11 protein-coding genes are annotated in these 12,948 nt (G+C 72.4%); 5 read left to right on the forward strand and 6 right to left on the reverse strand.

All coding sequences use genetic code 11. From position 1 onward, the window contains the following. Positions 1–114: 114 nt before the first annotated feature. Positions 115–1,245 carry an ABC transporter substrate-binding protein gene (locus DLJ58_RS27370; RefSeq protein WP_244219146.1) on the reverse strand — a complete coding sequence of 377 codons (1,131 nt, stop codon included), beginning with the start codon at positions 1,243–1,245 and terminating at the stop codon, positions 115–117. Here DLJ58_RS27370 and DLJ58_RS34710 point away from each other — a divergent pair. The 5 genes from DLJ58_RS34710 (at position 1,196) to DLJ58_RS27390 (ending at position 6,338) form a co-directional block, all read left to right on the forward strand. After that, a complete protein-coding gene (locus tag DLJ58_RS34710) occupies positions 1,196–1,342 on the forward strand; it encodes a hypothetical protein (RefSeq protein ID WP_244166361.1) in 147 nt (48 codons plus the stop codon). The two genes, DLJ58_RS27370 and DLJ58_RS34710, sit on opposite strands and share 50 nt — an antisense overlap. 395 nt (positions 1,343–1,737) lie before the next feature. Next, on the forward strand, positions 1,738–4,875 hold the full coding sequence (locus DLJ58_RS27375) for a sensor histidine kinase (protein WP_124860552.1): 3,138 nt from the start codon (positions 1,738–1,740) through the stop codon (positions 4,873–4,875). Next, positions 4,872–5,279 carry a roadblock/LC7 domain-containing protein gene (locus DLJ58_RS27380; protein WP_007465177.1) on the forward strand — a complete coding sequence of 136 codons (408 nt, stop codon included), beginning with the start codon at positions 4,872–4,874 and terminating at the stop codon, positions 5,277–5,279. The genes DLJ58_RS27375 and DLJ58_RS27380 overlap by 4 nt, the downstream gene beginning before the upstream one ends. An 89-nt stretch (positions 5,280–5,368) precedes the next feature. Continuing rightward, positions 5,369–5,734: a DUF742 domain-containing protein gene (locus DLJ58_RS27385; protein ID WP_007465174.1), complete on the forward strand. Its 366-nt coding sequence runs from the start codon at positions 5,369–5,371 to the stop codon at positions 5,732–5,734. Beyond that, positions 5,715–6,338, forward strand: coding sequence for a GTP-binding protein (locus DLJ58_RS27390; protein ID WP_030329978.1), 624 nt, complete (start codon positions 5,715–5,717; stop codon positions 6,336–6,338). The genes DLJ58_RS27385 and DLJ58_RS27390 overlap by 20 nt, the downstream gene beginning before the upstream one ends. Positions 6,339–6,434: 96 nt before the next feature. On the opposite strand, the gene DLJ58_RS27395 is transcribed toward DLJ58_RS27390, so the two are convergent. The 5 genes from DLJ58_RS27395 to DLJ58_RS27415 form a co-directional block, all read right to left on the reverse strand. Beyond that, positions 6,435–7,523, reverse strand: coding sequence for a uroporphyrinogen-III synthase (locus tag DLJ58_RS27395; RefSeq protein WP_124860554.1), 1,089 nt, complete (start codon positions 7,521–7,523; stop codon positions 6,435–6,437). Next, a complete protein-coding gene (gene nirD, locus DLJ58_RS27400; RefSeq protein WP_124860556.1) occupies positions 7,523–7,870 on the reverse strand; it encodes a nitrite reductase small subunit NirD in 348 nt (115 codons plus the stop codon). The genes DLJ58_RS27395 and nirD overlap by 1 nt, the downstream gene beginning before the upstream one ends. Then, a complete protein-coding gene (gene nirB, locus DLJ58_RS27405; RefSeq protein ID WP_124860558.1) occupies positions 7,867–10,404 on the reverse strand; it encodes a nitrite reductase large subunit NirB in 2,538 nt (845 codons plus the stop codon). The genes nirD and nirB overlap by 4 nt, the downstream gene beginning before the upstream one ends. After that, positions 10,401–11,840, reverse strand: coding sequence for an FAD-dependent oxidoreductase (locus DLJ58_RS27410; protein WP_124860560.1), 1,440 nt, complete (start codon positions 11,838–11,840; stop codon positions 10,401–10,403). The genes nirB and DLJ58_RS27410 overlap by 4 nt, the downstream gene beginning before the upstream one ends. After that, positions 11,837–12,948 (reverse strand): molybdopterin oxidoreductase family protein (locus tag DLJ58_RS27415; RefSeq protein ID WP_148098014.1); only part of this gene is annotated, 1,112 nt, incomplete at its 5' end. The genes DLJ58_RS27410 and DLJ58_RS27415, both read right to left, overlap by 4 nt.

Consider the following 12,948-nt stretch of genomic DNA (forward strand, 5'->3'; position numbering starts at 1 on the left):
GTGCCCGGCGGAGGGATCAAGCCTGACCGCCCGGAGCCGGGCACGGTCGGCCACACCCCACCCGGCACCCCGACGAACCCGCCGGACCGGCGAGCTACACGAGGCCCAGAAGCGTTACCCCGCCAACCGCCAGCGGCCATTGCGGGCGACCAGCGTGGTGAGCGCCTGCGGCATCAGGCCGCTGTGGTTGTCCGGCGTCATGCGGATCGGGCCGGAGAGGCCGTCCATCTGGGACGTCTCCAGCACGTCCCGGATGCCGTTGCGGTCCACCTTCCCGATCTCACCACCGGCGCGCAGTTCGGCGTCGGCGATCAGCTGGACGGCGTCCGCGGCGAACGACGAGGACCCGTTGTAGCCACCGAAGCGGGCCGTGTAGTCCTGGAACCACTGCCGCCGCGCCGCCTTGGCCGGCGTGGTCGCGATCACGTCATCGATCACCATGGTCTGCGTGAAGATCAGCGTGGCCTTCTCGGTCGCCTTGGCCGCCGCGCCGAGGAAGAGGTCCCCGGCCGCTCCCGCGTCGAAGTAGATCGACCCACGGAAGGTGGTCTGCTGGACGCTGGTGGCGGCGAGTGTCGCCTGCTCCGGCGGGGTCCAGAAGACCATCGCGTCGGGCTTGCCCGACGCGAGCTGCTGGACCTGCTGGCTGACGTCGGTGTCGGTGGTCTTGATCCGCTGCTGTCGGAGCGTGATTTTGGCCTTGTCCAGCTCGCTCTTGAGCGCGGTCGCGCCTTCCTGGCCGTAGTCGTCGTCGGTGACCAGCATCCCCACCTTACGGACGTTGTTGCGGCGCAGTTCGGTGGTCAGTGCTGCGGCGCTGTCCGGGGCGTTGGGGCCCAGCTTGAACACGTAGCGCCGTTCAGCGGCCGGCGCGGCGATCGCGCCGGAAGCGGCTAGCGCAATGGTGGGAATCCGCTTCTCGTTGATGGTCCCGACCGCTCCGACGGCGCATTCGTTGCAGCCGCCCATGATGATGGCGCTGACCTTCGAATCGCTGCTGAAGTCGACGATGTTGCGAAGTGACTCGGCCGAGTCGGAACGGTTGTCCTTCACCTTCAGGTCGATCTTCCGGCCGTTCAGTGCTCCGGAGGCGTTCAACTGATCGACCTTGAGTTCGAGGGCTCGCTGGTATGTCCGGCCAACCGTGGCCGCGGCGCCGGAGAGTTCGAGATCGGCAGCGATCACGATCGGACTCGTGTCCTGTTCCGCCTCGCCAAACTGGCAGCCGGTGAGCGTGGTGGCCACTACGGCCGATGCGAGCGCCGCGATGGTCGCGGAGCGGATGGGGCTCAACTCAGTCCTCCAGGTGCGGGCGCGGGCGCTGCCCGGTCACCGCCGCTAATCCGTCCTCAGTGGAGGACGGGATCTCCTCTGCCGTACGGTGTGCGCGAAGCCTGCAAAACCTTGCCAATGGCCGGCGCTGTGGTCAAGCGCGGACCCCGGCAGCACTTTCGGGACGGCCATCCCACATGCTGGGGTAACGCAATGTTTGCAAAAGCTCACTTTGCATGCACGCGTGACCACTCTGGAGTTACATGCCCTGTTCAGGGGCTTGCGGAAATGAAGGTATCAGTTGCCCGGATCACGGGATGCGCTCCGTCCGACCGTTTCCTACCTCACTGCGGCTTCCCAAACACGATCATCTCTGATGAAATCGCGGCCGTGCCGCGCGTGGTCCCCTCCGCTTACGGCATGGCTCGGCGGCTCAGGCGGGGAAGAAACGACGGAGGCGATGTCGTGAGCACCGGACCGACGACCCTGCCCGCGCTCGGCGACAGCGGTCGGCCTGCGCGCCGACGGATGCCGAGGCTGCGTGACGCCCGGATCCGGTCCAAGTTGGCGTTGATTCTGGTCGTCCCGGTGGCGGCGGTGATCGCGCTGGCCACGGTCCGCCTGATCTCCGTCGGCGAGGGCGCGATCGACGCCACGCGGGCCCGGTCACTGACGGCCCTCTCCGTCGACGTCAGCGCCCTCACCCAGGACCTCCAGGCCGAACGGATGGCCGCGGCCGCCTACCTCGCCGCTCCGCAGCAGCCGGCCGACGCGTACAACCTGCGGGTCCGCCAGACGCAGCAGCGGGTGGACGAGTACCGCGCCGAGCGGGGCCGGATCGGCGACGTGCCGACCGCCCTGCGGACCCGGCTGGCCGCCATCGACGACCACCTGGCCACCCTGGACGGCACCCGTCAGGAGGTGCTGGACCGCCGGCAGATGGCGGTCGCCGAGGCGGTGCTCCGCTACGGAGTCATCCTCACCGACCTGGTCTCGTACGGTGACGGCCTGGCCCAGCTGCCCGGTGACGAGAGCCTGGCGGACAGCCGCCGCGCGGTCGCCGCCTTCGCCCGCGCCAAGGCTTCCGTCGCGGAGGAAGAGGCCGTCGCCTTCACCGCGCTGACGGCCGGCCAGCTCGACTCGGAGCAGTTCTCCTCCTTCGTGGCAACGTTGACCGGTCAGCAGGAGGCCCTGGTCGCCTTCTCGCTGGCCGCCGACCCGGTGCAGCGCGCCCTGGTCGACAGCACCGTCTCCGGCGACGCGGTCGGCCTGGCCGACCGGGTGGCCACCGACATCACCCGCTCGGTCGGGCAGCGCTCGCTGGTCACCGCACAGGACGCCACCGCGGCGATCGGCGCCGTGAACGACCTGATGCGCTGGGCCGAGATTCAACTGCAGGACCGACTGTTCCAGCAGGCCGACCAGGCCCGGTCGGACGTCATCCGGCAGGCCGTGGTCGAGTCGATCCTGGTGCTGTTGACCCTGATCATCGCCGTGTCGCTGGCCGTGGTGCTGGCCCGCTCGCTCAACCACTCGTTGCGCCGACTGCGTGAGGGCGCCCTCTCCGTGGCCAACCACGACCTGCCCGACGCCGTGCAGCGGCTGCAGAACATGGGCAGCGTGGGTGACGGCGGGGTGGACGAGATCGTTCGCCAGGTCCGGGACCCCATCCAGCTCAACACCCGCGACGAGGTCGGTCAGGTGGCGCTGGCCTTCAACGTCGTACACCGGGAGGCGGTGCGGGTCGCCGCCGAGCAGGCGGCACTGCGTACGAGCGTCTCGGCGATGTTCCTCAACCTGGCCCGCCGTAGTCAGACCCTGGTCGACCGGATGATCGGCGAGCTGGACGCGATCGAGCGCGGCGAGGAGGACCCGAAGCGGCTCGCGCAGCTCTTCGAACTGGACCACCTGGCCACCCGAATGCGCCGTAACGACGAGAACCTGCTCGTCCTGGCCGGCGCCGACTCCGCCGCACCGCGTCACGACAACGCGCTGGTGGTGGATGTGCTGCGCGCCGCCCAGTCCGAGGTGGAGCTCTACAACCGCATCGAGTTCGGCACCGTGGACACCGATATCTCGGTGGCCGCGCACGCTGTCAACGATGTGGTACGCCTCGTGGCCGAGCTGCTCGACAACGCCACCCGGTTCTCGCCGCCGAACACCACCGTGGTCGCCGACGGTCGCCGGATCCGCGACTACGTGCTGATCCAGATCGAGGACCGCGGGCTCGGCCTCACCGACGACCAGCTCGACTCTCTCAACCGGCGTCTGGCAGCCCCGCCGAGCGTGGACGTCGCCGCGTTCCGACTGATGGGTCTGGCCGTGGTGAGTCGGCTCGCCTCCCGCTACGGCATCCGGGTGGAGTTGCGCCGCAACGTCGAGGGCGGCACCGTCGCCCAGGTGACGTTGCCCGCCGCCACCGTGGTGCTGCCCACCAACCGGGGCCGCGAGCAGGTGCTCACCCGGCCACGTCAACCGATGGCCGTGGAGCAGGCGCCACTCACTCCGGCCGGCGGCCACGCCGAGCAGTTCGCCGGTGCCGCCACGACGGCGGCGACGCTGCCCGACCAGTGGCGCACCAGCGCACCGGCACCCGCCCAGTGGCAGTCGCCGCTGGACTCGCGGGACACCACCCCGGCCGTACAGGCGGGTGGCTACACCGGTCCGCGCTCGGCCATGCCACCAGCGCCCGCCGCCCCGGCGCCCGCCGCCCCGCTTCCGCCGGCCCGGCCGGCCTACAGCAACGGTGCGGGCGCTTCGCTGGGCAGCCCGACCGTGGCCTACCCGGCCGTCGACCCGCTGCCTCGGCGTGGCTCCACCCCGGACGCAGCGGACAACGCTGACGGGCGTGGCGCCCAGGGCCTCCCGGTCGGGCCGGTCGCCGGGCCGGGCGCGGTGGCACCGCCAGCCGCTCCGTCGGTGCCCCCCGCACCGGTCAGCACCCGGCCCGACTTCCCCGCCGAGGCTCCGATCTTCCGGGAGATGGAGGCGGTCTGGTTCCGGTCGCACGGCGACGACGCCACCGCGATCTTCACCCGGCCCAACTTCGACGAGCCGCCCGCGCCCATCACCACCGCTGCGGCCGACGGCGGCCTGCGCACCGGCAACGGCGGCCAGCCGAGCGCCGGGTCGGTGCCGGCCGCGTCGCCGGCCCGACCGAAACTGCCGACCCGTACCCCGGGCGGCTCCGGCACCGACGGGACGGCCACCCCGGGCGCCGACGGCCTCGGCGCCACCATGGACGGGTTCGGGGCACGGCCGTCGACACCGCCGACGTACGCCCCGCCACCGGCCGCCCGGACGGCTCCGGCCGCGCCGGCCCCCGACCCGGGGGCATGGCGTACGGCGGCGGACGAGGGCTGGTCCCGGGCCAGCCGGGCTGCCGAGCCGGCTCCCGCCGGCACCACCCGCTCCGGGTTGCCCAAGCGGGTGCCGCAGCAACAGCTCGTGCCGGGTGGCATCGAGCCGAAGAGCGGCCGGGACCGCAGCCGGCGGACCCCGGATGAAGTACGTGGTCTGCTGTCGGCCTACCACCGCGGTGTGCAGCGCGGTCGGACGGCCGGAACGGACCTGAACAGCACCTCGACCAAGGAGAGCCGATGAACAGGCCAGCTGCCATGCAGGACATGGGTTGGCTGCTCACCAACTTCGCCGACAGCGTGGCGGGCATCGCCCACGTGGTGGCGGTGTCCGCCGACGGGCTGCTGCTCGCGTCCTCCCGGGATCTGCCGGGGGACCGGGCGGACCAGCTCGCCGCGATCACCTCCGGGGTGGTGAGCCTGACCGAGGGCGCGGCCCGCATGTTCAGCGCGGGCGGGGTGTTGCAGACAGTCATCGAGATGGACAGCGGGTATCTCTTCCTGATGTCGATCAGCGACGGCTCCTCGATGGCCGTGCTGGCCGCGCGCAGCTGCGACGTGGGCCAGGTGGGCTACGAGATGGCACTGCTGGTCGAGCGGGTGGGTGCCGCGCTGGTGCCGCTGCCGCGCGACGCGGTGCGCTCTTAGCACCGGAAAACGGCGCTCAAACCGAGCGCCGGACCAGGGACGAGAGGCGGCACAGTCCGGCTCCGCAGGGGACGAGGAGGTGATCGGGAATGGACCAACGACGCGCTGACCCGCGTGGCGCGCTGGTGCGTCCGTACGCGGTCACCCGTGGTCGTACCGAGCCCCGGCAGGACATCGCCCTCGAGGCCGTCCTGACCGCGTCTCCCACCCAGGTCGCCGAGTCCCGCTTCGCCGGGCACGACAAGCACCGCATCGCCACGGTCTGTGAGGGCCGAGCACAGTCGCTGGCGGAGATCGCCGCGTATACCCGGATGCCGCTGGGCGTCGCACGGGTGTTGGTCGCCGACATGGTGGCCGAGAGCCTGCTGACGTTACACACTGCTGCTCCCGCCGAGGGGTTCGAGGAGCGGATGGAACTGCTTGGAAGGGTGCTAAGTGGACTTCGCAGGCTATGACCCCGCAGGGGGGCGGCCGGGCCGGGGAATCGTCTCCGCGAAGATCGTCGTCGCGGGCGGCTTCGGCGTCGGTAAGACGACACTGGTCGGGGCGATCTCCGAGATCACACCGCTGACCACCGAGGCGTTGATGACCGCGGCGGGTGTCGGCATCGACGACCCGTCCAAGGTGCCGGGCAAGGAGACCACCACGGTCGCCATGGACTTCGGCCGGATCACCATGGCCCAGGACCTGATCCTGTACCTCTTCGGTACACCGGGTCAGACTCGGTTCTGGTTCATGTGGGACGAGATCATCCGGGGGGCGGTGGGTGCCGCCGTGCTGGTGGACACCCGCCGGATCACCGATGCCTTCGCCCCACTGGACTACTTCGAGAACCGCAACCTGCCGTACGTGGTGGCGCTGAACAAGTTCGACGGCGCACCGCAGTACGAGGCCGAGGAGGTCCGCGAGGCGCTGGCCATCTCGCCGCAGGTGCCGCTGGTGATGACCGACGCCCGGCAGCGGGACTCGGTCAAGCAGGTGCTGGTGACGGTGGTCGAGCACGCCATGCTCCGGCTCCAGTCCGAGCACGGGCGGGGCTTCCCGACGCCGGTCGGCTGAAACGCCGTGTCACGGCCGGCTGGCGACGGCCGGCCGTGACGCGTTCAGGGCGTGTGTCGAGGCCCTCGGCTCGACCGAGGACTTCGACCACACGCCCTAGTCGACCCGGAGCCGGTAGCCGCGCTTCACCACGGTCTGCACCACGCGGGGCGCGCGCAAGCCGGCCCTTAGCCGGGCGACGGCCATCTCCACGGCGTGCTCGTCCGCGCCCCGGGGCAGCGTCCGCAGCAACGCCGTGCGGGACAACACCCGACCCGGGGACTGGGCCAGCGCCCGCAGCACCGCCATCGGCGCGGGCGCGAGTGGCCGCAGTTCGCCGTCGATCACCGCGGCGTGCCCGCGCAACGTGAGCAGGTGCCCGCCGGCCTTGAAGGTCACGGTCCGGCGGGGAAGCTCGTCGACGATGGTCCGCACCAGTGCGCCCAACCGGGCCCGACCGGGCGCGCTCACGGGCACCCCGCGCCGCAGCAGCGGCTCGGCGGTCACCGCGCCGACACAACTGGCCAGCACGTCGCTGCGCAACGCGGACAGCACCGCGTCGGTGCGGTCACCGGCGGTCCGCAGCAACGCCTCGGCCGCCGGCGCAGAGGTGAACGTCACGGCGTCCACCAGCCGACCGGCGATCAGGTCGATCAGCCGGTGCAGTGGCGCCGGATCGGTCGGCGGCGCCCAGCGGTAGACCGGCACCTCGATGACCGTGGCCCCCGCCGCCTCCAACGCGAGCGTGCACTCGGGCTGCCGCTCGCCGTGCAACTGCATGGCGATGACCTGCCCGGCCACGCCGCGCCGGCGCAGGTGGTCGACCACCTCGTCGCAGCTTTCCGAGGCGGGCGACCACTGGTCGTGCAGTCCGGCAGCCCGGATCGCGCCGCGTGCCTTCGGCCCGCGCGCCACCACGTACGAGCTGGCCAGCACGGAGCGCAGCGGCTCGGCCAGCCCCCAGCCCTCGGCCGCCTCCAACCAGCCGCGCATGCCGATGCCGGTGTTGGCCATCAGGATGTCCGGCGGCTGGTCGAGGCAGGCGCGGGTCGCCTCGCGCAGCTCGGTGTCGTCGGACAGCGGCACGATCCGCAGCGCCGGCGCGAGCACCACCCGGGCGCCCCGTCGTTCGAGCAACGCGGCCAACTCGTCGCGCCGCCGGTCGGCGGTCACCCCGATGGTGAAGCCCGCCAGTTCTTCCCGCATCAACCCTCCTGTCGCAGCCGCACCTCGACCAGCCCGTCGCGGCAACGTGCGTCGTGTCGGGCCACGGCCACCCCGGGCAGGTCGAGGCAGTGCCCGCTGCGCAGGTCGTACACCTGCTTGTGCAGCGGGGAAGCGACCGTCGGCGCTCCGCCACGGCTGCCGACGATGCCCCGGGACAGCACGTACGCCCCGGACACCGGATCGCGGTTGTCGATCGCGAACAGCTCGTCGGCGGTCCGGAAGAGGGCGATCTGCACTCCGTCGACCAGGGCGGCGACACCCCGATCCGGTTCCAACCGGTCGAGCAGGCAGACGGTGGTCCAGGTCAGCGTGAGGGTCTGGGTCATCGCCGTACCTCCGGTAGGCCGAGGGTGACCGGTTGCCGACGGTGACCGTTGGTCGGCTCGGATCCGGTCGGGGACTGGTCGCGTACGGGGACCGGCTGGCCGCGTTCCCGGGTGAAGGTGATGGACGGGTCCGGTACGTCGGGGGCGTTGACGAAGGAGGTGTAGCGGCGCAGCCGATCCGGGTCGTCCAGGACGTCGCGCCACTCGTCGGAGTACGACGACACGTGCCGGGCCATCGCCGCGTCGAGGTCTTCGCAGAGTCCGAGCGAGTCGTCCACGATCACCGAGCGCAGGTGGTCCAGGCCGCCGTCCATGGCCTCGATCCAGCCGGCGGTGCGTTGCAGCCGGTCGGCGGTACGGATGTAGTAGATGAGGAACCTGTCGATCAGCCTGATCAGCGCGTCCGTGGACAGGTCGGTGGCGAACAGGTCGGCGTGCCTCGGCCGGAAACCACCGTTGCCGCCGACGTAGAGGTTCCAGCCGGTCTCGGTGGCGATGATGCCGAAGTCCTTGCTGCGCGCCTCGGCGCACTCCCGGGCGCAACCGGAGACCGCAGACTTGAGCTTGTGTGGAGCGCGCAGCCCGCGATAGCGCAGCTCCAGCGCGACGGCCAGCCCCACCGAGTCCTGCACCCCGTACCGGCACCAGGTCTCGCCCACGCACGACTTCACAGTGCGCAGCGCCTTGCCGTACGCGTGCCCGGACTCGAAGCCGGCGTCGACCAGCCGCCGCCAGATCTGCGGCAACTGCTCCACCCGCGCCCCGAACAGGTCGATCCGCTGCCCACCGGTGATCTTCGTGTAGAGCTGGAAGTCCCGGGCGACCTCGCCGATCACGATCAGCTTCTCCGGGGTGATCTCGCCGCCCGGGATCCGGGGCACCACCGAGTAGCTGCCGTCGCGTTGCAGGTTGGCCAGGAAGTGGTCGTTGGTGTCCTGCAACGACGCCTGTTCGCCGTCGAGCACGTGCCCGCTGCCCAGCGAGGCGAGGATGGACGCCACCACCGGCTTGCAGATGTCGCAGCCGCGGCCCCGACCGTGTTCGGTGACCAGCCGGGAGAAGGTGCGGATGCCGCGGACGCGGACGATCTCGAACAGCTCCCGCCGGCTGACGTCGAAGTGCTCGCAGAGCGCGCTGGACTGTGCCACCCCGGCCGCGTCCAGGAGCTGCTTCAGCATCGGCACGCAGGAGCCGCAGCTGGTGCCGGCCCGGGTGCACGACTTCAACGCCGGCACGTCCGCGCAACCGTCGGCGATGGCGGCGTCCACGTCGCCCCGGGTCACCGCGTTGCAGGAGCAGACCTGCGCGGCGGCAGGCAGCGCCCCGGCGTCCGCGCCGCCGCCGTCGGGGGCGAGCAGCGCCAACGGCGCGGCCGGCAGCGGGCCGCCCACACTGGCCCGCAACGTCGGGTACGCGCTGGCGTCACCGACCAGCACCCCGCCGAGCAGGGTGTGCGCGTCGTCGGAGAGAACCAGCTTCGCGTAGACCCGGGTGGCCGGGTCGGTGAACGTGACGTCCAGGCAACCCTCGGTCGTGCCGTGGGCGTCGCCGAACGAGGCCACGTCGACGCCGAGCAGCTTGAGTTTGGTGGCGGTGTCCGCGCCCGGGAAGGTCGCCGCGCCGCCGACCAGCCGATCGGCCACCACCTCGGCCGTCGCGTACCCCGGCGCGACCAGGCCGTGGCAGGTGCCGTCGACCGCCGCGCACTCTCCGACGGCCCAGATCCGCTCGTCGGCGGTACGACAGGTCGCGTCGACGAGCACCCCGCCGCGCGGGCCCAGCGGCAGACCGGCGTCCCGGGCCAACTGGTCCCGGGGCCGGATGCCGGCGGCCACCACCACCAGCTCGGCGTCGAGGGCAGTGCCGTCGGAGAGTTCCAGGGCCGCGACGCCGCCGTCCGGGCCAGGACGGATCGCTGTGGTCGCCACCCCGAGATGGGTCCGTACGCCCAACTCGTCGACGTAGCGGCGGAGCATCGCGCCGCCGGCCTGGTCCACCTGCACCGGCATCAGCCGGGGCGCGAACTCGACCACGTCGGTGCTCAGGCCGAGCAGTCGCAGGGCATTGGCGGCCTCCAGCCCGAGCAGCCCGCCACCGATCACCGCGCCGACCCGCCGGCCCCGCGCGTACGCCCGGATCGCCGCCAGGTCGTCCAGGGTCCGGTAAACGAAGACCCCGGGCAGCTCCGTGCCGGCCACCGGCGGCACGAACGCGTACGACCCGGTGGCGAGTACCAGCGCGTCGTAGCGGTATTCGCCGACTGCTGTGGTCACGACCTGCCGGTTCCGGTCGACTGCGGTGGCCGGCTCGCCGAGTCGCAGCCGCACCCCGTCGTGCGGGGTGTGCAGGTTGAGTTCGCTCTCACTGACCCCGTCGAAGTACGCCGAGAGCCGCACCCGGTCGTACGCCGGGCGCCCCTCCTCGGCCAGCACTGTCACCCGCCAGGTGCCCTGTGGGTCACGGGCGCGCAGCGCGTCCACGAAACGCTGCCCGACCATGCCGTTGCCGATGACGACCAGTTCGCCGCCGCTCATCGCGTCACCTCCACCGATTCCGCCTGGCTCAGCCAGTCGACGATGCCGCTCACCGCGTCCCGGCATCCGCCGCATCCGGTGCCGGCCCGGGTCGCGGCCACCACCGCATCGACCGTCCGGGCGCCGGAGCGCCAGCTTCTGACCAGTGCGCCCTTGCTCACCGTGTTGCACTGACAGACCGTGGCCGCGTCCGGCATCAGCGCCGGTGAGGCGGCCGGGGTCGCGCCGACCGCACCGAGTGCCCGGCCGAGCAGCAGCGCCCGTCGGTCACTCGGCACCGGCTGACCCCGGTCGAAGAGTTGGATCACCGTGCCGACCGCCGGGTTGTCGCCGAGCAGGATCGCGCCGATCAGCCGCTCGTCCCGGATCCGCAACCGGGCGTAGGTGCCCCGGGTCGGGTCGGCGAAGGTCAACTCTTCGTCCGGCCCGCCACTGGACGCGTCACCCATCGAGGCCAGGTCGATCCCGGCGGCCTTCAGCCGGGTCACCACCGGCCGGGGCCGGTACCGCGCCAGTGGGTCCGTCCCGGTCAGCACGTCCGCGAGCACCTGCGCCTGGGCCCAGGCGGGCGCGACCAACCCGGTGAGCACGCCGTCGTGCTCGGCGCAGTCGCCGATCGCCGAGATGGACCGGTCGCTGGTGCGCAGCCGGTCGTCCACCACCACGCCGCGCCGCACGGTCAGGCCGGCGGCCTGCGCGAGGGCGGTGTCCGGGCGTACGCCACAGGAGAGCACCAGCAGGTCGGCGCGGAGCGACCGGCCGTCGGCCAGGTCGAGGCGGACACCGCTGGCGTCTGCGGCCACGCCGGTCGCCGACACCCCCAGTTGGACGGTGACGCCGAAACCGGCGAGCGTGCCCGCGAGCACCGCGCCGGCGGTCGGGTCCAGTTGCCGTTCCATCAGGTGCTCTCTCGGGTGCACGACGGTAGTGGCCAGCCCTCGGGTGGCCAGCCCTCGGGCGGCCTCCAGACCGAGCAACCCGCCGCCGAGCACCAGCGCGCTGCGGGCGCCGTCCGTCGCGGCGAGGATCCGCCGGCAGTCGTCCAGGGTCCGGAAGGGGACCACCCGCTCCGGCAGGTTCGCCGGGTCGAGGCCGGGCAGTGGCGGCACCACCGCACGGGCGCCGGTGGCGAGCACCAGGTGGTCGTACCCGATGCGTTCGCCGTCGCCGGTGCGGACCTCCCGGGCGGACCGGTCGACGGCGGTCACCCGTACGCCGCTGCGCAGGTCGACGCCGTGCCCGGCGGCTTCGGTCAGCTCCACGTCCGGTTCGTCGATCCGGCCGGCCAGCAGGGTGGAGAGCAGGATCCTGTTGTACGCGCGGTGCGGCTCGGCCCCGAGCACTGTGACCTTCCGGTCTCCCTCCCGGGCGTGCAGCTCACCGGCGAGGCGCGCGCCCGCCATCCCGTTGCCGATGATGACCACCCGGGCGGTCATGCCTTCTCCACCCGGACCGCGCAGATCTTGAACTCGGGCATCCCGGAGATCGGGTCCACCGCGTCGTTGGTCACCGAGTTGGCGCGTTCCGCCCCCGCGTAGTGGAACGGGGCGAAGACGGTGTCGGGTCGGATCCCGGCGCTGAGCCGGGCCGGCGCGCGGAACTCACCTCGACGCGAGGTGACCCGCACCGGGTCGCCGTCGTCGATGCCCAGCCGGGTGGCCAGGTCGGGGTGCAGTTCGACGAACGCCTCCGGGGCGGCACGCCGTAGCGCGGCCACCCGTCGGGTCTGGGTGCCCGACTGGTACTGCGCCAGCACCCGACCGGTGGTGAAGTGCAGCGGGTACGTGGCGCAGACCTCCTCGGCGGCCGGTCGATGGTCGACGGGGTGGAAGCGGGCCCGGCCGTCCGGGGTGGCGAACTCCTCGGCGAAGAGTCGTGGGGTGTCCGGCCCGTCCTCGGTCGGGCAGGGCCAGTAGACGCCATCGTCGGCGTCGATACGGTCCCAGCTGATGCCGGCGTAGTCGGCGGCCCCACCGGCGGAGGCGCGGCGCAGCTCGGCGAAGACGGCGGCCGGGTCGGCCGGGAACCGGGCCGCCGCGACGGCTTCCGGCCGCGCGTGGGCGGGGTCTGCGCCGGCCGGTCCGGTGTCCGCTGGTCCGGTGTCCGCTGGTGCGGTACCGGCCGCTCGGGCGGCGGGCGCCTCGGCGGTGGCCAGCCGCGCCGCCAGGTCGGAGATGATGGCGAGGTCGGTCCGGACGCCCGGCGGGGGCGGCCGTAGCGCGCGCCGACGCAGCACCCGACCTTCCAGGTTGGTCATGGTGCCGTCCTCCTCGGCCCACTGCGCGGTAGGCAGCACCACGTCCGCCAGCGCGGCCGTCTCGGAGAGCAGGAGGTCCGCGACGACCAGCAGGTCGAGGTCGCGCAGCCGGCCCTCGATCCGGGCCGCCCGGGGTGCCGAGACCACCGGGTTCGACCCGAACACCAGCAACGCGCGCGGGCCACCCGGGGTGCCGAGCGAGTCGAGCAGTTGGTAGGCGGGCACTCCCGGGCCGGGCAGTTCGTCGGCCGGCACGCCCCAGACCCCGGCCACGTGCTCGCGGGCGG

Origin of the sequence: Micromonospora arida (assembly GCF_003857035.1) — a bacterium.
Classification (GTDB): Bacteria; Actinomycetota; Actinomycetes; order Mycobacteriales; family Micromonosporaceae; genus Micromonospora; species Micromonospora arida.